Genomic DNA, 26,364 nt, shown 5'->3' on the forward strand with positions numbered 1-26,364 from the left:
CCGCGCTCTCCAGTTGGAACTGGCTGGAAGTGGCTCCAGGGATCCCTTTTCAGCAACCAAAGGACTCCCCTCCGGCTTGAAAGCAAGCCAATGGATCCGCACAGGCGGCTCTCCCTAGAGCAGAATGGAGGGAGAGCCTCCCCTGAAACTTAGTTGTTGCAAAAGCAATGCTGCTCATTTTCACCACTTGGGTGCTGGGCCCACTGCTGGCGCTCTACACCGTCTTGTTTGTATTGCGCATTTTCCTGTCCTGGTATCCGCAGCTGGATACTTCCCGCTTACCCTACTCCCTGGTGGTTAGCCTGACGGAGTTTTTGTTGCGCCCGACACGCCGCCTAATCCCGCCTTTGGGAGGGGTGGACCTGGCGCCTGTGGTGTGGGTGGGCCTGGTTACCCTGTTGCGGGAGCTGTTGCTGGGACAGCAGGGCCTGCTGACTCTGGCCCTGCACCAGGCCTTCTAGGGCCTCTGGAAGAGAGGAATCCCGCTCTGGAAAAGTTGTTGGCCATTGGCCCCTTCTTGGATCTCCTCCTGGACCTGCCTCAGGTGCCGGATTAGCTCGGGCACCACCTGGTAGAGATCCCCGACGATGCCATAGTGGGCAAACTTAAAGATGGGGGCAGAGCTGTCTTTGTTGATGGCGATAATGGTCTGAGACTTGTCCATACCAACCCGGTGCTGGATGGCTCCCGAAATGCCGCAGGCAATATAGAGCTGGGGACGGACAGTCTTTCCAGTTTGGCCCACCTGGTGGGCATAGGGGATCCAGCCGGCATCCACCGCCTTGCGGGAGGAGCCAACGGCGCTGTTGGGGAAACAGGCGGCCAGCTCCCTTATTAGCTCAAAGCCCTCGGCGCATCCCAGGCCGTAGCCGCCTGCAACGATGACCTTAGCCCGGCTGAGATCCACCGCCTGGGAGAGGTTGCGCACCGTTTCCACAATTTGCAGCTGGAGATCCTCCGGCTCCAAGTTGACGGGCACTGGGATCACCTCCCCTTTTCGGGATCCGTCCCAGGGCAAGGGCAGCATCACGCCAGGGCGCACCGTGGCCATTTGCGGCTTTTTCCAGGGGCCGAGGATGCGGGCCTTGAGGGACTCGCCAAAGCTGGGCCGAATGGCGTATAGGCAGTCGGGGAAGAAACCGGACTTGCTGGGATCGCGGCTGTTGGTGTACTCGAAGGGACCAATGTCAAGCTCAGTGCAATCAGCGGTCAAGCCTGTTTCCAGGTGGGCCGCCAAACGGGGGGCCAGGTCTCGGCCCGTAGTGGTGGCGCCAAATAGCAGGATGTGGGGCGGCTGAGGCCAGCTTTTGATGAGATCCAGGATGACGCGGCGGTAAGGCAGAGTGCGGTATTGGGCCAACTCTGGGTGATCGGCAATGAAGACTTGGTCCGCCCCATGGCCAATGAGGAGCGGGGGCAGATGGGCAATCCTGTGCCCTAGGACAAGGGCGCTCAGGATCCCTCCTAGCTTGTCAGCCAGCCGTCGCCCTGCTCCTAGCAGCTCCAGCCCAATGGGCTGCAACTCCCCGTCTAGCTGCTCGGCGAAGACCACTACCCGCTTACTCTCCATAAGGTGGGACTCCTCTTAAGAGTGGGAAGCTAAGAGGTTAGGGTGTAGCGGAACAAGTCAACCGCTTGGGTGAGTTGTTGCACCAGTTGGGGCACCGGCTGTCCCTGAAAGACCTGACAATTGCCGCCCATTTCCCCTACTTTTTCAGTAGCGGCCACAATGGTTGGGGATCCCTTGAGACCACACCGCTCTGGATCGGCTCCTACGTCGTCTAGGCTAAGAATCTGGATAACCTCGGCCCGCGCTGCCTCATCCCGCAGGAGCTGCTGCACCCGACGCATGCCACGCAGGGTGGGGTAGGCTAAACGCCGCGCTGTGTTGGCCACCGTCACCAAAACCGGCAGGGGCACCCTCACCGTCTGGGATCCCCCCTCAATGGCCCGCCGCGCCACCAAGATTCCCTCCTGGATCTCGAAAGCCTCACAATAGGTAACCTGAGGGATCCCCAGCCGCTCCGCCAGCTGGGGCCCCACCTGGGCTGTATCCCCGTCGGTGGTCTGCAGCCCGCAGAAGAGGATATCAGGCTGGCCCGCATAGCGAACTGTCTGGGCCAGAGTGTAGGCAGTGGCTAAAGTGTCCGAAGCAGCCAGGCGGCGATCGGTTATTAAAATGCCCCGATCCACGCCGTGGGCAATGGCCTCGTAGAGCACCTCGATGGCCGGCGGTGGCCCCATGGTAATTGCCGTTACTCGGGCTCCGTGCTGTCGCTTGGTCTGTAGAGCTGCTTCCAGGGCATAGCGATCAAAGGGGTTTAACATCCGTTTGGCCCTGGTCCGGTCAATGGTGCCGTCACTGTTGATGCCGGTTTTGCTGTTAGGGTCGGGAACTTGCTTAATCAAAACAAAGGCTTCCAAGGGCAGCCGCTCCCTACGAACTTCCTCCAAGGTAGAAGGGATCTCCTACCCCACAACACTTATTTGGCTTTTTTTTGGGATCAATCCCGGGTTTAAGTTAGCTGTGATTCGCTGTTGCCGTTGATCTCTTGGCTCCCTCTCCAAGCTTGCCAGAGAGGCCTCCCTTGTAAGCCAATAGAGCGAAATCTCCAAGCCACCAATTTGTAGAGGACGGCTTCTTGGTCCTCAAGTTTCTTATCTCCAAGTAAAGTGCTGTTGGTTGCAGTTAAGATTAAGCAGCAACGGACTTCATGCCACCAACCTAGCAGCGTTTAACGGGGGAGGGGACTTTGCCAAAATAGCGGGGTTAATCTTTACCCCTTGGAGCTCCGGCTCTGTCATCCCCCCAGCCCACAGGCTGGCCGAGGTAAACAATTATGTAAAATCAAGACACCCGTCGGTGCCAAGTTGAGCTTTTGCAGAGTGTTTTGCTACCCTCACCATGGTCACTCAACCTCTATCGACCTCGCTAATTCGCTTTCTCGCCGCTGCCGTGGCCGAAAGTATTCAACGGGCAGCAGCAGCAGGGCAACTGGGATCCCTGACTCCTGAGCAGGCGGCTGGCGTGGTGCCAGTTGTCCAGATCCCGAGCGATCCTCGCTATGGCGATTACGCCTGTCCCACTCCCTTGGGGATGTCCAAGCTCTGTCGCCTGGCGCCGACTCAGATTGCGCAAACCCTGCAAAAACACTTGGATTTGCCGGATATTGAAACAGAGGTGGCGGGGGGAGGGTATCTCAACTTCCGGCTGGGAGATCCCTTTTTGGCCGAGCGATTGCAAGAGTTGTTGAGCTTAGGGGAAGACTTCGGAAAGACAGCCACTCCCCATCCTGAGCGCATCTTGCTGGAATATGTTTCCGCCAACCCCACAGGGCCGCTGCACGTGGGGCATGGGCGCTGGGCTGCAGTTGGCTCCACCCTGGCTAACCTGCTGCGCTGGACAGGACACCAGGTGGAGCGGGAGTTCTACATCAACGATGCCGGCAATCAGATGCGCCTCTTAGGTCAGTCCCTGGAGGTGCGAGTGCGGCAACTCCAGGGCGAAGAGGTAGTCTTGCCAGAAGATGGCTATCACGGCAGTTACTTGATCGACATTGCCCGGCGGCTGCTGGAGCAAGTGCAGGCCGGGATCCGCCCTCTGCCCGCTAGCTTGGAGGAATACACGGAGTTTGCCTATAGGGAAATCCTGGCCTGGCAAAAACAGACTCTGCAACAGTTGCGCACCGAGTTCGATCATTGGTTTAGCGAGCGCCGCCTGCACACCCCCGATCCCCAAACAGGCCTCAGCGCAATCCAGCAGGCCTTGCAAGAGCTGCAAGAGCGCGGTTTTCTCTACAAGGCTAAAGCGCCGCGAGGTGAGGATCCCAAGCCAGAGGCCGAAGAGGCCGTTTACTTCAAAACCCAAGAATTTGGCGACGACAAGGATCGGGTCGTACAGAAGGCCGATGGCTCCTTTACCTACCTAGCTGCTGATATTGCCTACCACCGCGACAAAGTGCAGCGGGGCTACCAGCGGCTGATCAATATCCTTGGGTCGGATCACCATGGCTATATTGCTCGCTTAAGGGCAGCGGTGGCGGCCTTCAACCCAGAGGTGAAGTTGGAAATCCTCATTGGCCAATTCGTCAAGTTGTTTAAAGCTGACCCAGAAACTGGCCAGAAAGTGGAAGTGCGCATGTCCAAGCGCACCGGCAACTTTGTTTCGCTAAACGACCTCATCGAGGATCCAGAAATTGGCGTGGGGGTCGATGCAGCGCGCTGGTTTCTGCTCAGCAATAGCATGGACAGCCCCATCAACTTTGATTTGGATTTGGCTGTCCAGCAAACTTTCGATAACCCGGTGGTTTATGTCCACTACAGCCACGCTCGCTGCTGTACCCTGTTGCGACGGCTACAGGAAGAAGAAAAGGTGGAGCTAACCAACACCGTTACTTTAACTGAGGACAAAAAACTGCCTTACAAAGAAACCGAAGAACGGGCTCTGCTGCTGCGCCTTTTGGCCCTGCCAGATGAACTGATTGCCGCTGCCGAAGAACGCGCCCCCCACAAAATCATTCGCTACGCAGAAGCCCTTGCTGCCGATTTCAACAAGTTTTACGACAACTGCCGCATCATACCCCTCTTGAAAGAGGATCCCTTCTTGGCGCAGGCTCGCATCCAACTGGTACAGGCTACGCGGCAGGTTTTGTTTAACGTGCTTACCGGTATCCTCGGCCTTAGCGCCCCTGAGTCCATGTAAAACCTCCGCCTGGCTCCGACTCCAGCCATGGCCTGTTCCTACCCAAGGTTTAGGTAGAGGCAAAAAAAGGGATCCCCCGAGGGGATCCCTTTAGTTGCCCCAGCTCGGCAGTTAGCCGGACAAGGAAGCCGTCGAGGCAATGAGGAAAGCTGCGTAGGTTAGCACGTACCCCACCGTGAAGTGTGCTAGACCTACCAAGCGCCCCTGCACAATGGACAGGGCCACTGGCTTATCCTTCCACCGGATCAAGTTGGCCAGGGGGGTGCGCTCGTGCGCCCATACTAGCGTCTCGATCAGCTCTTGCCAGTAGCCGCGCCAGGAGATGAGGAACATGAACCCCGTAGCCCACACCAGGTGGCCGAACAGGAACATCCAGGCCCAAACCGCCAGGTTGTTCATGCCGTAGGGGTTGTAGCCGTTGATCAACTGGGCAGAGTTGGCCCAGAGGTAGTCCCGCAGCCAGCCCATCAGGTAGGTGGAGTTCTCGTTGAACTGGGCAACGTTGCCGCTCCAGATCGCCAGGTGCTTCCAGTGCCAGTAGAAGGTGACCCAGCCAATGGTGTTCAGCATCCAGAACATGGCCAGGTAGAAAGCATCCCAGGCAGAGATGTCGCAGGTGCCGCCCCGACCCGGGCCATCACAGGGGAAGCTATAGCCGAAGTCTTTTTTATCCGGCATTAGCTTGGAGCCGCGGGCATCCAACGCCCCTTTGACCAGGATCAAGGTAGTGGTGTGCAGGCCCAGGGCAATGGCATGGTGCACCAGGAAGTCACCAGGACCAATGGGCAGGAAGAGGAACCCATTGGGATCGTTGATGGCTTGCAGCCAGCCCGGTAGCCACACATTGCCGTAGTTGGGCCAAGCTGTAGAGGCAATGCTGTTGGGATCGGACAACAGCACATTCATGCCGTAGAGCATCTTGCCGTGGGAAGCTTGAATGAACTGAGCAAACACTGGCTCAATTAGGATCTGCTTCTCCGGCGTGCCGAAGGCTTGCATGACATCGTTGTGGACGTACAGCCCCAGCGTGTGGAAGCCCAAGAACAGCGATACCCAGCTCAGGTGGGAAATGATCGCCTCCTTGTGATCCAGCACCCGCGCCAGCACGTTGTTCTTGTTGGCTTCGGGATCGTAGTCCCGCACCAGGAAGATGGCCCCATGGGCAAAAGCCCCCACCATCAAGAATCCAGCAATGTACTGGTGATGGGTGTAGAGAGCCGCCTCCGTGGTGTGATCCATGGACATGAACACGTAGGGGTTGAGGGCGTACATGTGCTGCGCTACCAGCGAGGTCACCACCCCCAAGCAGGCCAGCGCCAACGCCAACTGGAAGTGCAGGGAGTTGTTGACTGTGTCGTAGAGGCCCTTGTGCCCTTCGCCCAGCAAGCCCCCGAAGGGCGTACCCTTGGGCGGGTTGTGGGCACCCAGGATCTCGCGGATACTGTGACCGATGCCCCAGTTGGTGCGGTACATGTGGCCCGCCACGATGAAGATTACGGCAATGGCCAGGTGGTGGTGGGCCATGTCTGTCAGCCACAGGGACTGGGTGTTGGGGTTGAAGCCGCCCAAGAAGGTGAGGATAGCTGTGCCTGCCCCTTCTGCCGTGCCCCAGACGTGGTTAGCCGTATCTGGGTTCTGGGCATACACCCCCCAGTTAAGGGTAAAGAAGGGCTTCAGTCCTGCCGGGTGGGGCAGCGTAGTTAGGAAGTTGTCCCAGCCCACGTGTTGCCCCCGCGATTCGGGGATGGCCACATGGATGAGGTGGCCTGCCCAGGCTAGCGAGCTGACCCCAAACAAGCCGGCCAGGTGGTGGTTGAGGCGGGCCTCAGCATTCTTAAACCAGCTCAGGCTGGGCCGGAAGCGGGGCTGCAGGTGCAGCCAACCGGCAAACAGGAACACCGCCGCCAACAACAACAGGCCGATGGCACCAATGTAGAGATCGCCGTTGGTGCGCAGGCCAATCGTGTTGAACCAGTAGTAGAGGCCGGAGTAGGCTGCGTTGACAGGGCCGCTGCTGCCGGGTTGGGTGAAGGCTTCCACCGCCGCCTTGCCGAATTGGGGATCCCAAATGGCGTGGGCAATGGGGGTGACGCCGGTGGGGTTGGCCACCCACTGCTCATAGTTGCCCTGCCAAGCGATGTGGAAGACGTTGCCCGAGGCCCACAGGAAGATGATTGCCAGATGGCCGAAGTGGGTGGCAAACAGCTTTTGGTAAAGCCGCTCCTCCGTCATGCCATCGTGGGTCTCAAAGTCGTGGGCAGTGGCAATGCCATACCACAGCCGTCGAGTGGTGGGATCGCTAGCCAGGTCTTGGCTGAATTGCGGAAAACGAGTTGCAGTTGTCATGATTTTCTCTTCCTCCTTGCCTTAGCCGAGTGCGGCAAACCGTGCCAGGAAGAACGCCCACGTGGTGACGATTCCGCCCAGCAGGTAGTGGGCCACACCGACCGCCCGCCCTTGAATAATGCTCAGGGCACGGGGTTGAATGGCCGGAGCGACTTTCAGCTTGTTGTGGGCCCAAACAATCGACTCAATGAGCTCCTGCCAGTAGCCGCGACCGCTGAACAGGAACATCAAGCTGAAGGCCCAGATGAAGTGGGCGCCCAAGAAGAGCAGCCCATAGGCCGACAGCGCCGAGCCGTAGGAGTTGATCACCTGCACCGATTGCGCCCACAGGAAGTCCCGCAACCAGCCGTTAATGTTGATGGCGCTGGCTGCAAAGTTGCCGCCCGTGAGGTGCTCAATCGTGCCGTCCGGGTTGACAGTGCCCCAGATGTCACTCTGCATCTTCCAGCTGAAGTGGAAGATCACAATTGAAATGGCGTTGTACATCCAGAACAGCCCCAGGAAGACGTGATCCCAGCCGGAGACCTGGCAGGTGCCGCCGCGGCCTGGCCCGTCGCAGGGGAAGCGGAAGCCCAGCTTGGCCTTGTCCGGGATCAGGCGGGAAGAGCGGGCAAAGAGCACTCCCTTGAGCAGGATCAGCACCGTGATGTGGATGGTCATGGCGTGGATGTGGTGCACCATGAAGTCCGCCGTGCCTAACACCATCGGCATCATGGACACCTTGCCGCCCACGGCCACCACGTCGCCGCCGAAGATGGGGCTTACCGAAGCGCCCACGTAGGGAGCAGTGCTGGCGATGGCCTTGGTGTGCAGGGATTGAATCCACTGGGCAAAAATGGGCTGCAGTTGAATGCCGGTGTCCGAGAACATGTCCTGCGGACGGCCCAGCGCCTGCATGGTGTCGTTGTGGACGTAGAAGCCGAAGGCGTGGAAGCCCAGGAACAGACACACCCAGTTCAGGTGGCTGATGATGGCGTCGCGGTGGCGGATTACCCGATCCAGCACGTTGTTGCGGTTCACCGCCGGGTCATAGTCCCGCACCATGTAGATGGCCCCGTGGGCAGCGCCGCCAACAATGAACAGCCCCCCTATCCACATGTGGTGGGTAAAGAGGGAGATCTGCGTAGCGTAGTCGATGCCCATGTAGGGGTAGGGGTTCATGGCGTACATGTGCTGGGCCACGATGATGCTCAGGGATCCCACCATGGCCAGGTTGATGGCCAGTTGGGCGTGCCAGGAGCTGGTCAGCACTTCGTAGAGACCCTTGTGGCCTTCGCCGGTGAAGGGGCCCTTGTGGGCTTCCAGGATCTCTTTAATGGAGTGGCCGATGCCCCAGTTGGTGCGGTACATGTGGCCCGCCACGATAAAGAGCACCGCAATGGCCAGGTGGTGGTGGGCCTGATCCGTCAGCCAGAGGGCGCCGGTTTGCGGATCCAAGCCCCCCTTGAAGGTGAGGAACTCCGCGTACTTGCCCCAGTCCAACGTAAAGAAAGGCACCACCCCGCTGAAGAAGCCCCAATCCACACTGGGGAACATCTCCTTCATCAGGGCCGGCTTGAGGATGAACTCGTGGGGCAGAGGGATCTGAGCCGCCGGCACCCCCGCGTCCAACATCTTGTTGATGGGGATGGCCACATGAATTTGGTGACCGGCCCAAGCCAAGGAACCCAGCCCCAGCAGGCCCGCCAGGTGGTGGTTGAGCATCGACTCCACGTTCTGGAACCACTCCAGCTTGGGAGCCCGCTTGTGGTAGTGGAACCAGCCGGCAAACAGGCAGAGGCCAGCCATCACCAAGCCCCCAATAGCGGTGCAGAGGAGTTGAAACTCATTGGTGATGCCGGCAGCCCGCCAGAGGTGGAATAGGCCCGACGTGATGCGGATCCCTTCAAAGCCGCCGCCCACATCGCCATTGAGGATCTCCTGGCCAAAAATGGGCCAGACCACTTGGGCACTGGGTTTGACATTGATGGGATCAGCCAGCCAAGCGGAGTAGTTGGAAAACTGAGCGCCGTGGTAGTACATGCCGCTCAGCCAGACGAAGACCACCGCTAGGTGGCCAAAGTGCGCAGAAAAGATCTTGCGAGAGACGTCTTCTAAGTCGCTGGTGTGACTGTCGAAGTCATGAGCAAGAGCATGCAGGTTCCAGATCCAGGTCGTGGTCTTGGGCCCCCGCGCCAGGCTGCGATCAAAGTGCCCTGGCTTGGCCCATTTCTCAAACGAGGTGGGAACTGGATCAATATCAACCGCAACCTTGACTTTTGGCTCTCGCTCCTTGGGTGTAGTTGTCATCAAGAACTCCTCTCTTGCAACCAGGAACGAAGCACTCCCGCCCCGGCAAAATTAGGTATTTTCCCAGGGCGGGACTTACCTGGCATTATAGGTCAGCCTTTGGGAGCCCCCCGTTGCTTCACAATAATTAAACCTAGGGATCCCCTGCCTCACTGGAATTACGGCAAGCTGGGGATCCCTTCCTCAATCACGGTTGTAACTGTAACGAACTTGCAGCTCACCCAAAAACGCAGCGCGGAAGCCCTGGAGAAGAAGTGCCGCTTGCAAGCAACTCCGATGGGGGTCTGCAAGCTCGCTTCCACCGCAGGGTAGGAGGTTCCCCACCAACCGCCAGGTTGCACCAGAGAGAGCAGGTTGCTCCAAGCACTACCCTGAGTTTAGGGAGCTGCCACCGCAGAGCTGCCCGAGCACTGTTAAGGCCGGCAACGCGCAGATTTTCTCCTGCTGCTTGGGCTAGCGGCAGCTGTCTGCCAAGGCAGGGGGGCGGCGTTCTACCCTTTGCGGCAGGGGAAAGTGCTCTGAGTCTCCCCGCCGGTGCTGGGGAAGAGGCCAAGGCTTGCCCCCTGCAGGGCTACGTTGGCGCCGGCGGGACGCAGTCCTTGGAGTCCCTGGCTACTGCTTTGCGGAAGCCAGCTATACCTGTGGGGTAGATAGAAGAACTGGCCAGGATTGGCTATCCGGTCTTGGTAGCTAGCCCAGCGAAGGCCGTTTCGCTCCTTAAGCTAATCGCAGTCTGGCCGCAGAAGGGCAGCGCCTACCCCAGTAGCATAAAGAAATTGCGGGGCAGGGATCCTCAGGTGGTCAGCAAGATACGTCTGCTAAACTGTGGACAATTTGCCGGCAGGCTCTGGCGATGACCCCTCCCACCTGCACGTTTTTGCATTTGGCTGACGTGCATCTAGGCTGTGACCGCTACGACAGTCCGGAGCGCAGCAAAGATTTTTTCTTTGCCTTTCAGGACGTAGTGCGTCGCCATGCCATTCAAAAGCGGGTAGACTTTGTCCTCATTGCCGGGGATCTGTTTGAGCATCGACAAATTCAGCCTGGGGTCCTCAACCAAGCCCAGCTGGTCTTGCGGGAGCTGAAGCGGGCTGGGATCCCTGTCTTAGCCATCGAGGGCAACCATGACAGCCGCCCTTATGGCGTCAAAACCAGTTGGCTGCGCTACCTAGCTGAGCACGGGGAGTTGATCCTACTGGAGCCGGAAGCAGGAGAGGAAGGCCTGAAGTTGCGCCCCTGGGCAGGGGGACAGGGAGGCTACATAGATCTCCCCTGTGGAGTGCGGGTCATTGGCTCTCAGTGGTATGGCTCGGCAGCTCCCAAGTCCATCGAGCAGTTGGCGGCAGCCATTCGCCAGCTGCCCCCTGGCCCTGAGCGGGTGGTGTTAATGTTCCACCACGGACTGGAAGGCCAAATTGCCCGCTACCAAGGCGCCTTGCGCTACCGGGATCTCCTGCCCCTGCGGGAGGCGGGGGTAGGCTATCTAGCCTTGGGACATATCCACAAAAGCTATGCAGAAGAAGGCTGGATCTTCAATCCAGGATCCCTGGAGGCCACCAGCACTGCCGAATGGGAGCTTTCGCGGGGGGCCTATTGCGTCCAGTGGGGAGAGGGACCACCCCGGGCTGAGTTGGTGCAGGATTACTACCAAAGACCCTGCCGACGACTCTATCTCGAAGCGAAGGGCCGAGAAACGCCTGCCGAAATTGCTGCAGCAGCCCTTGCTATAGCTAGGGAAGTTGGGCCACCAGGCAGCGGGCCGGAGCCAGTGGTGGAGTTGCGGCTGGTGGGCCAGGTGGGCTTTGCCAAGCACGAGCTGGATAGCCGAGTCCTGCAACGGCAAATTCAGCAGCTTACCGGTGCCCTAGTCGTCCTCTTTCGTTTTGAGGCCACTTCTCTTGAGATTGGCTCGGCCACTCTTTCTTTTGAAGAAGAGGAGCAAAGGCTTCAAATTGAAGAGAAGGTCTACAGGGACCTGCTGAGCAGCCACGCCCACTACCGGAAACGCAGTAAAGAGCTGGCACAGCTACTTTTGGATCTCAAAGAAAGAGTGTTGGAGGGCCAAAGCGAGGCAGAGATCTACGCCCACCTGAGCAGCGCCTTTGTAGGGGAAGAAGACTGACCATGCGGATCCTTTCAGTAGCTCTCCAGAACTTTAAATCCTACGAGGAAGCTGTCTTTGAGTTTGAACCTGGTATCAACGCTATTTGTGGAGAAAATGGAGCTGGAAAAACCAGCATCCTGGAAGCTATTGCTTGGGTTCTGTTTGACTACTGTCCCTACAACCAAGAAGAGCTGATTCGCACAGGTGCCAACGATGCGGCGGTTACCGTACAGTTTGTCTCGAAATGGGATCAGCGCACCTACACTGTCCGCCGCAGTGTAACCCAGGGGTATCGCCTCTTCGATCCCCAGCTCAAGCAGCGCCTAGACTACGAGCGTAAAACAGATGTACTGGCTTGGCTGAGGCAACATTTGGGAGTACCTGCCGGTACAGATTTAGCGCGCCTGTTTGCTACAATTATTGGTGTTCCCCAGGGCACCTTTACAGCAGACTTCCTCAAAACCAGCAAAGAAAGAAAGGAAGTCTTTGACCGTATCTTAAAGGTAGAAGAATATCAGCAAGTTGCCAAGGATCTGCAAGCAGTTGAAAAATACAGTGAGGCGCAAGTTCAAGCTATCAAGTATCGAATTGAGCTGCTTCACCAGCAGCTACAAGACTGGGATCTATTGCAAGAAGAGCAGAAAAAGATCGAGCAAGAGCTAGGCTACTGGCAGGAGAATATAAATCAATGCACTCGCACTCTGAGTGAAACTAGGCAGAAAGTTGAGCAACTGGAGGAACTGCTTGAGCAAATCCAAACACTTGAACGGCAAATTGCCCAGCTGGAACAAAAGAGATTGCTTCTAGACCTATCCCTTGAGCAAGCAGAAAAGCTATGGGAAGAAGCTAAGCAAGCTCAGGCAGAGCAAGAGCAATCTCGAGCAGGAGCGCAGCGCTTCCTGGCTATAGAAGCCCATCTGCAAGAGTTGGAAAAGCAACAGCAGCAGCGCTTGGAGTGGCTAAGAAAGCGAGAGAACCTACTTTTGCAAAAGCAAAACATTGAAAATCAACTGGCAAGACTTCAGGAAAAACTAAGTCAACAGCAGCGCTGGAAACAGGAGTTGGAGGATCTGGCCCCCAAAATTCAGATCCAGGAAGAACTGGAGCGCCAACAAAGCCGATGGACTCATCAACTCAATACATTGCTACAGCTATACCAGGAATGGGAACAGCTACAAGGAAAGTGGTTAGCCCAAGCTGAACGTTGTCAACTCCTACAGAGCCGAGTTCAAGAGGCAGAACAAGCTCAGGTTATTTGTCAACAGCACCAGCCAGCCTATAGTCGCTATCTAGAGCTAGAAAGTCTTATTGTCGACCAAGAAAAACTGCGGGGGATCCGACAAACTCTAATAGCTCAGCGAGAGGCTCTATGGCAGCATCTTCGCCAATTACAGTTGCGAGGATCCGAATATCGGCAACAGCTCCAGCTTTTGCAGAAAATGGAGGCAGAGAGGCTTTCTTTGCAATCTCTCTGCCAAAAACAGGTTGAATTGGAACAACTTTATAATCAAATTGGCCAAAAGTTGTCCTACTTTCAGGCACTGCGCCTTGAACTTAAGCAACAAGAGGTAGAGCAGGAGCAGAGCCGCGCCCAACTGGAGCAACTGCAGCTGCAGCTTCAACAACGACAGACCGACCTGGAGCGCATAGCCAACCTACCCCACCTTGAGGCTCAACAGGAGTGGTTGCAAACCCAGCTAAGCTGTATCGCAGCAGCACGTCAGTTTCAACAAAAGCTGCAAGCCCTCTTTGAGGAAAGCTCTTGCCAGCTTGCTGAGCAGCACCGCCGCCTCCAGGACCTTGTCCAGGAGCTGGCTACCTACCAACAAAGCTATCCGCAGTTTCAGTCCCTATGGCGGCGGATCCCGGAAGTTCTCTATGAGTCTCTAGCTCTAAACCAACATTTGCTACAGTCAATCCACCAATTCCTGCAGGACCTTGCTCCACAAACAGATGAGACTCACCTGCGCCAGCAGCTGGCTGACATCCAGAAGCAACTTAAGACCTTGCAGCCCCTGATTGGCTTGACCACCCAGATTCCCGAACTGGAGGCTCAAATTGAACGATTGACACACCTGCAGAACGAGCGGCAATGCAAAATTGATGATCTGCGATGGAGCCTTGAAGCTGAGTACAACTTCCTCCGGCAACACCAGGAAATTGGCCAGGCCCTCCAGGCAGTGGGGGATCCTAGGGGCCAGCTCCAGCGCCTAGAAAAAGAGCTTAGCAATAAGCTGCAAGTGGAGCAGGAATATCAGCAGATTGAGGAGCAGATCCATCAACTCCAGCAACAGATTCAAACTCTAGAGCAGAAGCTTGATCCTCTGTTAGATCTGGATGAAAAGATTAATGCTTTGCAAGAGGAACAAAGGTGTCACCGCAACAGCTATGAAACCTTTATCCGTATGCAGACCCTAGCCCAAAGTTTGCCGCAGCGGCAAGATGAACTGCAAGCGGCTCGGCTGGTCTTAGATCAAATTCAGAAAGCTAAGCAAGAAAAGCAAGCTCAGATTACCTATTGGGAACGAACAGAGGGATCCAAAGACTACCTGCAGGCCCAAATTGCAAAAGCTGCTGAAACTTTGAGAGAATTAGGGGATCCTAGAAGTCAGGCTGAGCGGCTCAAGGCAGAGCTTAGGCTGGAAGAGCAGTACCTATGCCTGCAAGCCAACTACCTACAGCAAATCCGGGACTTAGAGGTAGCACTCCAACCTCTCGAGGAAGCACTATCCCAAACTGAACACCTGGAGCAAGAGCTGGGATTGCTGAAGGAAGAGCGCGAAAGGTATCGACCAGATCACGAACACTATCTAAGGGCAGAGCCTATTGCCAAGCTGCTAACTGAACGGGAACAAAAACTAGCCGAACTCAAGGCCCAACAGCAAGGGTTGCAAACGCAACTAGCCCAACTGCGGAGAGAGCTGGAGCTCCTAACTTCCCTCTACCAGCCCCAGGAGCACCAACACCTTCGATCCCTCCTGCAGCTTACTGAGATCCAAAAAGCCAAGGCCCAGGCTCGTCTGGAAAGCCTTTTCCCACAGTTGCAGAAAATCCAGGAAAGACTGCGGCAACTGGAACAGGTAAAGCAAGCTTTAAAACAAGCTGAGGCGGAAAGAACCGAGAAAGAAAGGCTGCACCGCTTCATTAAGTTTAGTCGAGATACCTACAAAAAAGCTGGTCCTCAAATTACCCAGTACTACCTGCAACAGATCAATACCGTTGCTGATCACCTCTTCCGAGAAATTCTCAACCGCTTCGATGTCAGCCTCAGCTGGGAACCTGACTATGAGATCCGCATTCAAGAAAGAGGGGGGCCCAAACGGCGTTTTGCCTGCCTTTCTGGAGGAGAGCAAATGGTAGCAGCTCTAGCTGTCCGCCTAGCTTTGCTCAAGGTACTGGGACAGTTAGACGTCGCCTTTTTTGACGAACCTACTACCAACATGGACGCTCAACGCCGCCAGCGGCTGGCGGAAGCTATCACCAACTTGCATTCCTTTGAGCAGCTATTTGTGATTAGCCACGACAACACCTTTGAGCAAGTGACAGAAAACGTCATTCGTGTGGAAAGGCACTCTGGATCGGGTCAGATGGAGAAGGGTAACAGCTATGGTTTTTAGGGCAGATCGGGTGCTAGCTGTATTACAGAAAAAGCGCGAAGCTTTCGCTGCTTTCGATCAAGGAACTTCAGAGCGCAGAGAACGGTATCGCCAGGCAATGGAGAAATTGTGCCGGTGGTCCAGGGCAGAGATTACTGAGAAAATAGCTCCCTCAGCCTTTCCAGGTGCCTTGCCCACACAGGAATGGGATCTTTACTCCAGCTGGAGAGTCCCCTTTCAACAAAAATGGAATAGCTATGAGGAAAGCTATGAATGGGCAAGACCAGTTATCAAAGACGTTCCCACATTTGCAGTAGATGGATCTCAAATCTACCCCAGTAAGGATTTATCAATACCAGTAGCCTTAGTGCAGATTGGCTGGTACGAGAACTATCACTGTGACCAGGGCCTTTACGAAAAAGATATCCAGGTCGATGTACTAACCCCAAAAGATCTAGAAGTCAGAGATAGCGGAGAACCTAAGGAGAGCATTGTTAATAAGCGTCGCTTTCAGATGGAAACAGGAAAAGTTGCTGAGTATATTTGGCAATCTCAACCTGGATCGCGAAAGCTAGCTTTCCTAGATGGGGTACTAGTAGCCACCTTTGCCGAAACCTTTGATAGCAAAAGTCGAGATTTCTATGTGGAGTGTTTGTTGCAAGTACTGCGCGCCAGTGAGCAAAACAGGATCCCTGTCGTAGCTTACATTGACACTGCGTACAACTCAGATTTGGTCACACTGCTAAGGAACTGCTTTGATCTTCCCGAGGCTCCCCATCTGCACGATGCACAGCTGCTTAGCTCCTGGTTGGAATGGGGAGACCGAACGCCCTTCTTTGTCTGCGCCTGCAGTGGCGTTCTTAATCCCCAAGAAGGGATCCTCAGCCGCTACCAAGAAATGCAAGGACGAGTGGGGTTTGTGTACCTGCGTACCAATGACAACTTTCCAGCTCGACTAGAAATACCTGTTTGGGTTTATGAGGCAGGCCTGTTGGACTGGCTGGTAGATTTGGTACGCTGTGAGGTGATTATTGGCCGAGGCTATCCTTACGTACTGGAGACGGCGGATCAGGTAGCTGTTATTCGCAATGAAGATCGCAACCTTTTCTTACGTCTAATGCAGGAGTGGGCCAGCCGCGAGAATCTTAACCTCCGGCTCTCTCGGAAGACTCTCAGCAAGCTGCAGCGGAGGCGGGTCTGATGAGACTAGGCAAGGTGGTTCGCTCGAACAGCCACTGTGACTACGTAGTACAAGTGGATGATGCTTTAGAAGTCAAAAACCCTCCCTCCCCCGAAGACTATGGCTTCGGCAGCTTTGTCAAGTTAGAAAGCAATCAGCGCCACTGGGCTGTAGGGTTGGTTTACAACAGTCAAATTTTAAATCCTATGTTTCTTAACGCTGGGCCCCGTCTTTCCAGCCAGCCGGATCCCTATTTCTCCCCTGATTTGCAAAATGAGGTGCGCACATTACTTTCAGTAATTCTCATCGGAGCTTTGGACGAAGAAAGACGTTGTGGCTGGCAAGGGATCCCGCGCGTAGTGGTACCTGTCAATACACCTGTCTTTCGCATGAGCCAAGAGGAAATCCTGCGCTTCCATCTCAATCCTCAAGGTCAAACTCAATTTTCATACTACGGACTACTCTTGAGTAGCGGCGGCAACTTTGCCAACCACCTTGTCTATCAAGTCTTAAACGATATCATCCCTATGTTCTCCGACCCATCCCAACGACGAGCTCTGCAAATTCTAAGCAAAGAACTAGCCTGGAAAATAACTGTAGGAGCAATGCGCCGATGAACCAAAAGGCCTCACTCATTTCCATGGAAAGTTCCCTTTCCTTAGCAGAGGATACCCCAGAGGTGATCGGTACTGTTAAGGGCCCTGGTGAGACTCCCAACCAATATGTGTTTATTACCTCCAACACCCAAGCAGTCAAGGTGGGCGATTTTGTCTATTACGAAGTGCGGGATACTCAACCCCAACCTTTAAAAATCCTGGGTAGAATCACCCAGGTCCAGCTTCTGGATCACATCCCCGACCGCATCTTTGCCGACACGGAGATCGACCCCAGCACCATCGTGGCTCTGGTCGGCTTTACCCATCCCAACCCGGAGATCTACGCCGTAACCGTTGAAGTTATCGGCTATTTTGATCGGGCCATGGGCTTTATTAACCCCCGTCGCCCTCCGGATCCCGGTGCCAAGGTCTTTTTAGCTCCCAATTCGCTCTTGAAGTCAGTCTTGAACAAGCGGGGGGAAACGGAAGTTGGCGGGGCCCATTTAGGCAGCCTGCTGCTGCGCGAGGAGGGAGCGGTGCCTGTAGTACTGGATGTCAGGGAGATGGTTAGCACTCATCTGGCCATCTTAGCGGGGACGGGATCCGGCAAGTCCTACACGGCAGGAGTTTTAATTGAAGAGCTATTGTTGCCCAAAAACCGGGCTGCCGTTCTTGTTTTTGATCCTCACGGAGAGTATCATACACTGGCAGAGATACAATCTCACCCCAAGTTTTTGGGTGAAGATGGCTACCGCCCTAAAGTCAAGGTTTTCTACCCCAAAGAAATTAAGATTCGCGTCTCCTCCCTTAACTTCTTCGATATCCTGGCCCTACTGCCGGAGACCACCGACCGACAGAAATCTGTCCTAAAGAAAGCCTTTGACAAGGTTACTCAGTTTGATTCAGAGCGTTGGACAATCCAGGATCTAATCGAGGCTGCCTACGAAGTGGATTCCAAGGAAGATGGATCCCAGGGATCCTCCGCCCCTGCTTTGGAGTGGAAGCTGGAACAGATCGATCGCTCTCCCTATTTCAGCACTGTGGAACATCTGGCTCCGCGAGACTTGTTTGAGCCAGGGCAGGTGACCATCTTACAAATGTACGAGATCAGCCAGGAAGAGCAGCAAGTCATTGCCGCCGCCATTTTGCGCCAGGTCAATTCCGCCCGCATCAACACCCAAAAGAAAAAGGTCCGACCTGGAGATGAGAACTACCTGCCTTACCCCGTTTTCATCTTGCTAGAAGAAGCCCACCGCTTTGCTCCTGCCCACGAGCCCTCCCGCTGCAAGCAGGTGTTGCGTACTATTCTCAGCGAAGGACGCAAGTTTGGTCTGGGAGTTGGATTAATCACGCAACGGCCTGGCAAGCTGGATTCAGATATCCTGTCACAATGCATGAGCCAATTTTTAATGCGAATTGTCAACCCTACTGACCAGGAAAATTTACGCCACAGCGTCGAGGCTGCCGGCCGGGATCTGCTTCAGGAACTGCCAGCTTTAAGCAAGGGCCAGGTGATTGTCTCTGGCGTGTGCATCAATACCCCTGTTTTGTGCAAGGTGCGGAGGCGCTACACCCAGCACGGCGGTGAGACGGTGGATATCCTCAGCTCATGGCAAGCTTACTTTCAGCCCCACCGACACCAGGATCGCCTGGCCGAATCTGCCCCCCTCAAGCCCCGTCCTCGACCGCAAGTGGTGGATGGATTGAGTATCGACTAGTCAGCAGGTTGGTTTTGGGGCAAGCAGGATGAGGAAACAGGCCCTTTTGCCAAGTTGGCTGGGCATCACGGCTGCAGTTCTGCTGGGATCCAGCCCTGCCTATGCCCAGTTGCGGCTGATTCCTGAAGCGGCGCGGCGGGTGTATGAAGTTCTGCCGGATCTACCCTTGGAAAACACCTACATCCCCATTAACCCCAATGACGGCGGCCCTCCAGCCGAAGAAGACACCTTGGTGCGGCGGATGATGCTCTATCACCTGCAGGTGGCCGGGCGTTCCCCCACCGATCGCTTTGATTGGCAACTGACGCTGGCTGACTATTGCGACGCCAACGAGCCAATGGTTGCCCAACAGTATCCCGGCGCCGAGCGCCTGACGGTCAACCCCTACGCTCAGGACAAAGCTGCTGTGCAATCCCTAAGCCGCCAGCAGCGACAAGCCCTGCTGCGGGCACTGGTGCTGGCCTTTGGCGGGGATCCTGACCCTAAGCCTCTGTACATTCCTCCTGACTTGAAGACTGTTCCCACCCTTCCCACCCCAGAACCCATGAAACCCTTGCTGCTTCCTGGCAGGGGAGAGGCTGATCTGCTAAGGCCCTAGGATTTCCCTAAGGAAGAGGGGAGCCAAGAATCGATGTCACGAAGCCAGGTTTTAATCCAAAGTCTTGCCAGTGTAGTTTTCAATGCAGCGCAGAAACAGCTCCACGCCGATGCTGAGGGCGGCTTCATCAAAGTCAAAGCGGGGATGGTGATGGGGATAGTCCAGCCCCTTGGCAGGGTTGGCGGATCCCAGGAAAAAGTAGCAGCCGGGCACCTCGTTGAGGAAAAACGAGACATCTTCCCCGCCCAGGGTCATCTCAGGAACGATCGCGGCTTCTGAACCAAACACTTGGCGGGCGGCTTGTTCTACCAGGGCTGCCATGGCAGGGTCATTGTGAACCGCCGGATAGCCCCGCTCGTACTGGAACTCGTAGGTGGCCCCGTAGGCTTGGCAAATACCGGCCACGATTTCTTCAATACGCCTTGCCATTAAATCCCGCACTTCCGCCTGAAAGCTGCGCACGGTGCCCCAAATCTCTGCCCTGGGAGCGATGACGTTGAAAGTGTCGCCAGCGCGGAAGCGGCCCACCGTCACCACCGCCGGCTGCAGCGGATCCACGTTGCGGGAGACGATGGTCTGCAAAGCGCTCACAATGTGGGATCCGACCACAATGGTGTCCACTGTCTGCTGGGGAAGGGCGGCATGGCCACCTCGCCCAATGACCTCGATTTGAAAGCGATCGGCAAAGGCCATTAAGGGGCCGCTTTTGACGCCAATGGTGCCCAGCGGACGGTTATTCCACAGGTGGAGAGCCAGGAGAGCTTCCACCTCCGGGTTCTTCAGCACCCCTGCTTCTACCATTGGCTTGGCACCACCGGGACCCTCTTCGGCGGGCTGAAAGATGACCTTGACAGTACCTCTGAGGCGGTGGCGGCGCTGCTGCAGCAGCTTGGCCGTGCCTAGGGCAATAGCCATATGGCCGTCATGACCACAGGCGTGCATAACGTTAGGGACAGTGGAACGGTATTCCACCTCATTGGCTTCATGGATGGGCAGAGCATCCATGTCGGCCCGCAGCGCCAAGACCGGCCCTGGCTCTTCGCCTGTAATAGTGGCTACGATGCCGGTGCGGGCAATGCCGGTCTGGTGCGGGATCCCCCAACTTTTTAAGCGCTGGCTAATGTAGGCGGCGGTTTGCTTTTCCTGGAAGCCCAGCTCTGGGTATTGATGCAGGTGGCGCCGCCAGGTCACCAGTTCCCGCTGGAGGGCTTGAACAGCAGGACGAAGAGTAGGAAAGGACATGGTAAGTTCGAACAGAATGGACAACATTATGGCAGTGCCCTCTGTTGGCTGCAGGGAGCTGCCTAGCGGGAGGGCTTTCACTCGCTATCTAGGCCCATAGGGATCCCTTTGCTGGCGGCAGATCTTGCCAGCGGCCTGGCCCGACGGCGCGCAACGCCTCCGGTAGGGAGATGGCTCCTGAGTAAAGGGCTTTGCCCAAAATAACTCCCGCCAGCCCGGAGAGGCTAAGCAGGGCAAGCAAATCGGTAAGCGAGCCAATCCCACCGGAAGCGATGACAGGCAGGCGGGAAACAGCCAGGACCTGCCGCAACTGCTCCAGGTTGGGGCCGGCTAAGGTGCCATCCCGGCTGATGTCGGTGTAGATGATCCCTGCAACCCCTTGCGCTTCTAACCGTTGCACCAGCTCGGTGGCTTGCAGGGGGGTGGTGTTCAGCCAGCCGCGGGTGGCCACTTGCCCTTGGCGGGCGTCGATCCCCACCCAAATCCGGCCAGGCAAGGCCTGCGTCATCGCCTCTAAGGTGTTGGGATCCTCTACAGCTACAGTGCTGACAATTATCCGATCCACCCCCAACTCCAGCAACTGCCGCGCCCGTTGCAGGGATCGGATCCCACCCCCCACCTGGACTGGGATGGCGACCTGGCGGACGATGCGCTCTATGATGGGTAGGTTGACCGGATCCCCACTTCTGGCCCCGTCCAGATCCACCACATGCAGGCGGGGAGCCCCCTGAGCTGCCCAGGCCTCGGCCTGTTGGATAGGGTCGTCAGCCACCTGCTCCGCCTGGGCATAGTCTCCCTGGTAGAGGCGCACAGCGTGGCCCTGCAGGAGGTCGATGGCGGGGATTACCTCTAAAAAGGCATGGCGGTAAGGCATGATGAGATCCCCTAGGGAGCTTCACCAGTATCGCCCAGGAGGGGGAAATTGGGGCGACTATGAACGCGCGTCAGCTGGCTCTGCTGGCTCTACAGAAGATTGAGCGACACAATGCCTACGCTGACGTGGTGCTAGAGCACCTGTTGGCCCGCAGCCACCTGATCCCTGCCGACTGCCACCTGGTCAGCGAACTGGTGTACGGGGTTACCCGCCGCCGCCGCACTCTCGATGCCCTGCTGGACTGCTTCGCCCGCCACCCTGCTCATAAGCAGCCTCCGGACTTGCGGCTCATTCTCCACCTTGGCCTCTACCAACTGGCCTTTTTGGATCACGTTCCGCCCAGGGCCGCCATCCACACCAGTGTGGAACTGGCCCGCCAAGTGGGTTTGGGATCCCTAGCGGGGGTCGTGAACGCCATCTTGCGCGCCTACCAGCGGCAAGTCCTGGAGCAGCCGGAAAGGGATCCCCTCAAGCCCTTACAGGGCACTCTGCCAGCCGACCCAATTCAGGCTTTGGGGATCCGGCACAGTTTTCCCGACTGGCTGGTGCGCCTGTGGTGGGAGCGCCTAGGGCCGGCAGAGACCGAGCAGTTGTGCGCCTGGTTCAACCGAGCGCCCCACCTGGATCTGCGGGTGAATCCCCTGCGGGTAGGGATCGACAGGGTTATCCAAGCTTTTGCAGAGGTGGGGATCCCAGCTGCTCCCATCCCCGATGTGCCGGGCGCCCTACGGCTAGGGCGGCCTGCCGGCGATATCAGGGCCCTGCCCGGCTTTGCCCAGGGCTGGTGGAGCGTTCAGGATGCCAGCGCCCAACAGGTGGTGCATTGGCTGGATCCCCAGCCAGGGGAGCGGGTCATTGACTGCTGCGCCGCCCCCGGCGGCAAGACCACCCACATGGCCGAGCAGATGCAGGATCGCGGCGAGATTTGGGCGTTGGATCGCTACCCCCACCGCCTGCGCCGTCTGAGGGAAAATGTCCAGCGCTTGGGCTTGAGCTCGATCCGTCCCCTGGCCATCGACCTATTGGCCTTGAGCACTGCCACCGAGCCTCCTGCTCCCCTGCCCCCCTGGCAAAGCGCTGACCGAGTGCTGCTAGATGCCCCCTGCTCGGGTCTGGGCACCCTGCACCGCCATGCCGACGCCCGCTGGCGCCAAACCCCAGAGCAGATCCCAGAGTTGGCCCACCTGCAGGCTCAGCTTCTGCAAGTAGCAGCCCGTTGGCTAAAGCCGGGTGGGCTGTTGGTGTATGCCACCTGCACCCTGCACCCTGCTGAAAACGAGGAAGTTATCCAGTCTTTTCTCAAGACCCACCCCAGTTGGGCGCCAGAAGGGGATCCCTTGCTCATCTGGCCCCATCGGCAAGATCGGGATGGGTTTTTTATCCAGCGGCTGCGCCGGCGCGATTAGGTCCTCCCTGCCCTCTCCCCATGGCTGCTGAGCTGCTCACCAGCCCCAAGAACCCCTGGATCCGCAAGTTGCGGCAGCTGCATTGCAGCAAAGGCCGGCGGGAACAGGGCGCCTTTTTGGTGGAGGGATCCCACCTCCTCGAAGAGGCCCTACGGGTCGGCTGGCCCCTGCAGGCTCTCTGCTACACGCCCGAGTGGGCTGAGCGTCACCCTCAATTGCTAGCTAACCTGCCCAGTCACCTACGGCGGCAGGCAGTCAGCCCAGCGGTCCTAGCGACGCTCTCTACCACTGAGTCTCCCCAAGGAGTCGTGGCTGTGGCCAGTAGGCGGCCGAGCCCTCCTCCCCCCTTGTCGGAAGTACGCTTGGGCCTTGTGGTAGAAACCCTGCAAGATCCAGGCAATTTGGGATCCCTGATCCGCGTTGTAGCTGCCGCAGGAGCCGATGGCCTCTGGTTAAGTGCAGGCAGTGTTGATCCCGAAAACCCCAAAGTCCTGCGGGCTTCTGCCGGCCAGTGGTTTCGCTGCCCGCCCCAGGTTCTGCCCGACTTGACCGCCTGGCTCCAGGCCTGTCGCCGCCAGGGGATCCAAATCTTGGCGGCTACCCTCTCCCCCACTGCCACTTGTTACTGGGATCAAGATCTCACTCGCCCCACCCTTTTTCTCCTGGGCAACGAAGGAGCCGGTCTAAGGGAAACAACTCTCCACCAAGCCGATGCCCAGGTGCGAATCCCCATGGCCGAGGGCGTCGAATCCCTCAACGTGGCCATGGCGGGCGGGTTACTCCTTTACGAGGCCCTGCGCCAGCGGCGATCCCAAGGAAACAGCAGCTAGCCGCTCCCCCAGAACTCCTCCTCGGCAAAGACCGCTTCTTCTTCCTGCTCTCCCTCCTCTACCCCTGCTGGGCGGCTGGCAGAAACTGTCACCCCCGCCGAAAGCTTTTCTCGCACAGCCGCTTCCACTTCCGCTAGCAGCTCCGAGTTTTCCTTTAAGTAAACAACCAGATTGTCTCGCCCTTGAGCAACATTTTCCTCCTTGTAGCTGTACCAAGAGCCGCGCCGTTTGAGAATGCCCATCTCCTCAGCCAGATCGATAATGCAGCCGATATTGGAGATCCCCTGGCCAAAAATGATGTCAAATTCCGCCCGCCGAAAAGGTGGGGCAACTTTGTTTTTCACCACCTTGACCCGCGCTCGGATCCCGTATTCTTCTGACCCTTTTTTCAGAGTTTGTACGCGGCGAATATCCAGCCGCACCGAGGCATAGAACTTGAGGGCGTTGCCCCCTGTGGTGGTTTCCTGCGGCCCATAGCCAACGCCGCTAATTTTGGAACGCAACTGGTTGAGGAAGAGAACAATTGAGCCCGTCTTGCTGACGCTGCCTGCAATCTTGCGCAGCGCTTGGCTCATCAGTCGGGCTTGCAGCCCCAGATGAGCATCTCCCATGTCTCCCTCTAGCTCAGCTCGAGGAACCAGCGCCGCTACCGAATCCACCACAACGATATCCACCGCTGCAGAGCGCACCAGTTGGTCGACAATTTCCAGGGCGGCCTCCCCTGTATCCGGCTGGGAAATCAGCAGATCCTGGATATCGACCCCCAAGGCTGCCGCGTAGGCTGGATCCAGAGCATGTTCCGCATCCACAAAAGCAGCGGTTCCCCCTTGTTTTTGCACCTCGGCAATCGCGTGTAAGGCAAGAGAGGTTTTCCCCGACGACTCCGGCCCAAAGATTTCGATGATGCGCCCCTTGGGGTAGCCGCCGCCCAAAGCCAAATCAAGGGTAAGGGCACCACTGGGGACAGTCTCCACCCGCATCTGGGTGGCATCCCCCAGGCGCATGATTGCCCCTTTGCCAAAATGGCGTTCAATCTGGCCCAGCACCTGCTCTAGAGCTTTGCGTTTCTCTGCCTTCAGCCTGTCCAAGTCATCACCATTGCTTGCGCCGGCAGCTTTGCGGGCCATGGCCAGCACCCTCCCCCAGCAGTTGCGGTGAGAAGTTGAGCCTGCATTCTAGCTCGGCAGGCTGCTGGGAGACCAGACCAAAACAAGTCAGCCAAGCTCCCCTCACCCTTTGGGAGAGGGGCTGGGGGTAGAGTGGGCTAACAAGGATCTGCGTCAAGAAGGCAGCTGTGTTCATGACTTTGGTCTTACGCTCCCCCGGCCCCCTTGTGTTTAGCTGGGGACCCTTTAGCCTGCGCTGGTATGGCCTACTAATCGGCCTGGCAACCGTCTTGGGCCTTTTTCTAGCTCGTCACCTGGCAGCGCGGCGTGGCCTTTCCCCGGAGGTCATGCCCAACCTACTGCCGTGGCTGGTCGCGGGATCCCTGCCCTTTGCTCGCTTGTACTATGTGGTCTTTGAGTGGGAGCGATATCGAGATGGCCCTTGGTGGAAAGTTTTAGCCCTTTGGCGGGGAGGCATGGCCATCCACGGCGCTTTGCTAGGCGGCAGTATAGCCCTCTACCTCTTTGCCCGCCGGCATCGGCTGAACTTCTGGCTGCTGGCCGATTGCATCGTTCCTTCTCTCAGTCTTGGTCAGGGGATTGGACGGTGGGGCAACTTCTTCAACAACGAGGCCTACGGAGAGGTGTTGCCTCCAGACAGTCCTTTGTGGGTGCAACTGCAGCTTCCTGACGGCTCTCGAGTACATCCCACCTTTTTGTACGAATCCCTCTGGAACTTCAGCCTCTTTGGGATCCTGCTCTTTTTGAGCTATCGGCGTCAGCCTCCACCTGGTAGCCTCCTAGGTCTCTACCTGCTGGGGTACAGCCTTGGACGTTTCTGGATCGAGGGGCTACGCACCGACAGCCTCATGCTGGGATCCCTGCGGGTAGCTCAGGCAGTCAGCTTAGTCCTTGTCGGGGTTGGCTTGGCTTTGATAGGGACAGCTCAAAGACGCACTCCTGTACAAGGGGATGGGAGGGCCTCCTCAGCTAACCCCTCACTAGCAATCCCCGCTCCTAAGCTCCTTGAGAAGGAGATCTCAAATGGCGGATCTATCGATCACGAATGAAGAGCTTTGGCAGGAAGCCTTTCCTCTAGTCCTGCCGTCTGCTGCTTACACCCAATCGCTAGCGGCTCTTCTGGGGCAAACTGCCACTTGCCTTCTCACCTCCCCAGGCCAGTGGCCTGCTTCCCCTCGAGCGGTTAGGGCCGACTCCACCGCCGGCCTTGTTATTCTTCTTGGGGGCAGTCTAGGCAGCGGCAAGACTACCTTTGTGCAGGGACTGGGGCAGGGATTGGGGATCCCTGAACCTATCGATAGCCCCACCTTTGTGCTGGTGCAGGAATACCGCACGGGACGGATCCCTCTCTTCCATTGCGATCTCTACCGCCTGGGGCCTGCCTCTACTGCCTGTGCCAGTGAGGTAGAGCTTTCGGCTTTGGAGGAGCTGGGGCTGGAAGAGCTTTGGGGCCAGGTTGGGATCACTGCCATCGAGTGGCCTGATTACCTTCCCTACTTGCCTCCAACGTATCTTTGGCTACAGCTAGAGTCCCATCCGCAGTCGGAGGGATCCCGCTTACTATACGTCAAGGGCAAGGGGTTCGAGACGGCCCAGCTTTGGCAGCAGGTGCTTTCTCAGCTCCCTCGACAAGACACCGAAGGCAGAGAGGCAGTTACCTACAGTGAGCAATCGGAAATTCTAAAAAACCCGCTTTGGGGTACTTGACGTTGAGGGGTGGTGTGGGATAGGGTAGTGAAGCGCTGACAAGGCCACC

General features: G+C 57.1%; 19 protein-coding genes. 12 read left to right on the top strand and 7 right to left on the bottom strand.

Annotated features, from left to right (window positions below):
* The first annotated feature begins 167 nt into the window (after nucleotides 1-167).
* Nucleotides 168-461: a YggT family protein gene (locus NW830_RS10485; protein ID WP_414362655.1), complete on the top strand. Its 294-nt coding sequence runs from the start codon at nucleotides 168-170 to the stop codon at nucleotides 459-461.
* Here NW830_RS10485 and NW830_RS10490 read toward each other — a convergent pair.
* Both NW830_RS10490 and NW830_RS10495 read right to left on the bottom strand, forming a co-directional pair.
* Nucleotides 458-1,570 carry an electron transfer flavoprotein subunit alpha/FixB family protein gene (locus NW830_RS10490; protein ID WP_414362656.1) on the bottom strand — a complete coding sequence of 371 codons (1,113 nt, stop codon included), beginning with the start codon at nucleotides 1,568-1,570 and terminating at the stop codon, nucleotides 458-460. The two genes, NW830_RS10485 and NW830_RS10490, sit on opposite strands and share 4 nt — an antisense overlap.
* Before the next feature lie 29 nt (nucleotides 1,571-1,599).
* Nucleotides 1,600-2,454 (bottom strand): electron transfer flavoprotein subunit beta/FixA family protein, encoded by an 855-nt coding sequence (locus NW830_RS10495; protein WP_414362657.1) that lies wholly within the window; start codon nucleotides 2,452-2,454, stop codon nucleotides 1,600-1,602.
* A gap of 451 nt (nucleotides 2,455-2,905) precedes the next feature.
* On the opposite strand from NW830_RS10495, the gene argS reads away from it, so the two are divergent.
* Complete coding sequence (argS, locus tag NW830_RS10500) at nucleotides 2,906-4,702, top strand: arginine--tRNA ligase (RefSeq protein ID WP_414362658.1); 1,797 nt, start codon at nucleotides 2,906-2,908, stop codon at nucleotides 4,700-4,702.
* A 111-nt stretch (nucleotides 4,703-4,813) separates the two neighbouring features.
* Here argS and psaB read toward each other — a convergent pair whose 3' ends face one another.
* Together psaB and psaA are read right to left on the bottom strand one after the other, a co-directional pair.
* Nucleotides 4,814-7,048, bottom strand: coding sequence for a photosystem I core protein PsaB (psaB, locus tag NW830_RS10505; protein ID WP_414362659.1), 2,235 nt, complete (start codon nucleotides 7,046-7,048; stop codon nucleotides 4,814-4,816).
* Nucleotides 7,049-7,069: 21 nt separating this feature from the next.
* Nucleotides 7,070-9,337, bottom strand: a complete 2,268-nt coding sequence (gene psaA / locus NW830_RS10510) for a photosystem I core protein PsaA (RefSeq protein WP_414362660.1) — start codon at nucleotides 9,335-9,337, stop codon at nucleotides 7,070-7,072.
* Nucleotides 9,338-10,190: 853 nt separating this feature from the next.
* On the opposite strand from psaA, the gene NW830_RS10515 reads away from it, so the two are divergent.
* Genes NW830_RS10515 through NW830_RS10540 form a run of 6 tightly spaced genes read left to right on the top strand, consistent with a single transcriptional unit; the run spans nucleotide 10,191 to nucleotide 19,129 of the window.
* Nucleotides 10,191-11,459: a metallophosphoesterase family protein gene (locus NW830_RS10515; protein ID WP_414362661.1), complete on the top strand. Its 1,269-nt coding sequence runs from the start codon at nucleotides 10,191-10,193 to the stop codon at nucleotides 11,457-11,459.
* A 2-nt stretch (nucleotides 11,460-11,461) separates the two neighbouring features.
* Nucleotides 11,462-15,058, top strand: coding sequence for an AAA family ATPase (locus NW830_RS10520; RefSeq protein WP_414362662.1), 3,597 nt, complete (start codon nucleotides 11,462-11,464; stop codon nucleotides 15,056-15,058).
* Nucleotides 15,048-16,238, top strand: coding sequence for a DNA double-strand break repair nuclease NurA (locus NW830_RS10525; protein ID WP_414362663.1), 1,191 nt, complete (start codon nucleotides 15,048-15,050; stop codon nucleotides 16,236-16,238). The genes NW830_RS10520 and NW830_RS10525 overlap by 11 nt, the downstream gene beginning before the upstream one ends.
* A gap of 14 nt (nucleotides 16,239-16,252) precedes the next feature.
* Nucleotides 16,253-16,834, top strand: a complete 582-nt coding sequence (locus NW830_RS10530; RefSeq protein WP_414362664.1) for a hypothetical protein — start codon at nucleotides 16,253-16,255, stop codon at nucleotides 16,832-16,834.
* A gap of 23 nt (nucleotides 16,835-16,857) precedes the next feature.
* Complete coding sequence (locus NW830_RS10535; RefSeq protein ID WP_414362674.1) at nucleotides 16,858-18,531, top strand: ATP-binding protein; 1,674 nt, start codon at nucleotides 16,858-16,860, stop codon at nucleotides 18,529-18,531.
* A 28-nt stretch (nucleotides 18,532-18,559) separates the two neighbouring features.
* Nucleotides 18,560-19,129: a hypothetical protein gene (locus NW830_RS10540; protein WP_414362665.1), complete on the top strand. Its 570-nt coding sequence runs from the start codon at nucleotides 18,560-18,562 to the stop codon at nucleotides 19,127-19,129.
* A 51-nt stretch (nucleotides 19,130-19,180) separates the two neighbouring features.
* On the opposite strand, the gene NW830_RS10545 is transcribed toward NW830_RS10540, so the two are convergent.
* Both NW830_RS10545 and hisA read right to left on the bottom strand, forming a co-directional pair.
* On the bottom strand, nucleotides 19,181-20,371 hold the full coding sequence (locus NW830_RS10545) for a M20 metallopeptidase family protein (RefSeq protein ID WP_414362666.1): 1,191 nt from the start codon (nucleotides 20,369-20,371) through the stop codon (nucleotides 19,181-19,183).
* A gap of 88 nt (nucleotides 20,372-20,459) precedes the next feature.
* A complete protein-coding gene (hisA, locus tag NW830_RS10550; RefSeq protein WP_414362667.1) occupies nucleotides 20,460-21,245 on the bottom strand; it encodes a 1-(5-phosphoribosyl)-5-[(5-phosphoribosylamino)methylideneamino]imidazole-4-carboxamide isomerase in 786 nt (261 codons plus the stop codon).
* A 59-nt stretch (nucleotides 21,246-21,304) separates the two neighbouring features.
* Between hisA and NW830_RS10555 the strand changes: the two genes are divergently transcribed.
* On the top strand, nucleotides 21,305-22,651 hold the full coding sequence (locus NW830_RS10555; protein ID WP_414362668.1) for a 16S rRNA (cytosine(967)-C(5))-methyltransferase: 1,347 nt from the start codon (nucleotides 21,305-21,307) through the stop codon (nucleotides 22,649-22,651).
* A 20-nt stretch (nucleotides 22,652-22,671) separates the two neighbouring features.
* Nucleotides 22,672-23,481 carry a TrmH family RNA methyltransferase gene (locus NW830_RS10560; RefSeq protein ID WP_414362669.1) on the top strand — a complete coding sequence of 270 codons (810 nt, stop codon included), beginning with the start codon at nucleotides 22,672-22,674 and terminating at the stop codon, nucleotides 23,479-23,481.
* On the opposite strand, the gene recA is transcribed toward NW830_RS10560, so the two are convergent.
* The gene (gene recA, locus NW830_RS10565; protein WP_414362670.1) at nucleotides 23,478-24,608 is read right to left on the bottom strand and encodes a recombinase RecA; all 1,131 of its coding nucleotides are present in this window, start codon (nucleotides 24,606-24,608) and stop codon (nucleotides 23,478-23,480) included. The two genes, NW830_RS10560 and recA, sit on opposite strands and share 4 nt — an antisense overlap.
* A 173-nt stretch (nucleotides 24,609-24,781) precedes the next feature.
* On the opposite strand from recA, the gene lgt reads away from it, so the two are divergent.
* Together lgt and tsaE are read left to right on the top strand one after the other, a co-directional pair.
* Nucleotides 24,782-25,657 carry a prolipoprotein diacylglyceryl transferase gene (gene lgt / locus NW830_RS10570; protein WP_414362671.1) on the top strand — a complete coding sequence of 292 codons (876 nt, stop codon included), beginning with the start codon at nucleotides 24,782-24,784 and terminating at the stop codon, nucleotides 25,655-25,657.
* Nucleotides 25,632-26,315: a tRNA (adenosine(37)-N6)-threonylcarbamoyltransferase complex ATPase subunit type 1 TsaE gene (tsaE, locus tag NW830_RS10575; RefSeq protein ID WP_414362672.1), complete on the top strand. Its 684-nt coding sequence runs from the start codon at nucleotides 25,632-25,634 to the stop codon at nucleotides 26,313-26,315. The genes lgt and tsaE overlap by 26 nt, the downstream gene beginning before the upstream one ends.
* The last annotated feature ends 49 nt before the right edge of the window (nucleotides 26,316-26,364 follow it).

It is taken from the genome of Synechococcus sp. OH30, assembly GCF_047462175.1.
Taxonomy (GTDB): domain Bacteria; phylum Cyanobacteriota; class Cyanobacteriia; order Thermostichales; family Thermostichaceae; genus Thermostichus.

Bases quoted from the DNA above. Each gene is read 5' to 3' on its own strand.
- NW830_RS10545 (WP_414362666.1), bottom strand. From the start codon at position 20,371: ATGTCCTTTCCTACTCTTCGTCCTGCTGTTCAAGCCCTCCAGCGGGAA.
- NW830_RS10555 (WP_414362668.1), top strand. From the start codon at position 21,305: ATGAACGCGCGTCAGCTGGCTCTGCTGGCTCTACAGAAGATTGAGCGA.
- NW830_RS10560 (WP_414362669.1), top strand. From the start codon at position 22,672: ATGGCTGCTGAGCTGCTCACCAGCCCCAAGAACCCCTGGATCCGCAAG.
- NW830_RS10535 (WP_414362674.1), top strand. From the start codon at position 16,858: ATGGAAAGTTCCCTTTCCTTAGCAGAGGATACCCCAGAGGTGATCGGT.
- NW830_RS10525 (WP_414362663.1), top strand. From the start codon at position 15,048: ATGGTTTTTAGGGCAGATCGGGTGCTAGCTGTATTACAGAAAAAGCGC.
- psaB (WP_414362659.1), bottom strand. From the start codon at position 7,048: ATGACAACTGCAACTCGTTTTCCGCAATTCAGCCAAGACCTGGCTAGC.
- lgt (WP_414362671.1), top strand. From the start codon at position 24,782: ATGACTTTGGTCTTACGCTCCCCCGGCCCCCTTGTGTTTAGCTGGGGA.
- NW830_RS10485 (WP_414362655.1), top strand. From the start codon at position 168: ATGCTGCTCATTTTCACCACTTGGGTGCTGGGCCCACTGCTGGCGCTC.
- hisA (WP_414362667.1), bottom strand. From the start codon at position 21,245: ATGCCTTACCGCCATGCCTTTTTAGAGGTAATCCCCGCCATCGACCTC.
- psaA (WP_414362660.1), bottom strand. From the start codon at position 9,337: ATGACAACTACACCCAAGGAGCGAGAGCCAAAAGTCAAGGTTGCGGTT.
- NW830_RS10515 (WP_414362661.1), top strand. From the start codon at position 10,191: ATGACCCCTCCCACCTGCACGTTTTTGCATTTGGCTGACGTGCATCTA.
- NW830_RS10540 (WP_414362665.1), top strand. From the start codon at position 18,560: ATGAGGAAACAGGCCCTTTTGCCAAGTTGGCTGGGCATCACGGCTGCA.
- tsaE (WP_414362672.1), top strand. From the start codon at position 25,632: ATGGCGGATCTATCGATCACGAATGAAGAGCTTTGGCAGGAAGCCTTT.
- NW830_RS10490 (WP_414362656.1), bottom strand. From the start codon at position 1,570: ATGGAGAGTAAGCGGGTAGTGGTCTTCGCCGAGCAGCTAGACGGGGAG.
- argS (WP_414362658.1), top strand. From the start codon at position 2,906: ATGGTCACTCAACCTCTATCGACCTCGCTAATTCGCTTTCTCGCCGCT.
- recA (WP_414362670.1), bottom strand. From the start codon at position 24,608: ATGGCCCGCAAAGCTGCCGGCGCAAGCAATGGTGATGACTTGGACAGG.
- NW830_RS10520 (WP_414362662.1), top strand. From the start codon at position 11,462: ATGCGGATCCTTTCAGTAGCTCTCCAGAACTTTAAATCCTACGAGGAA.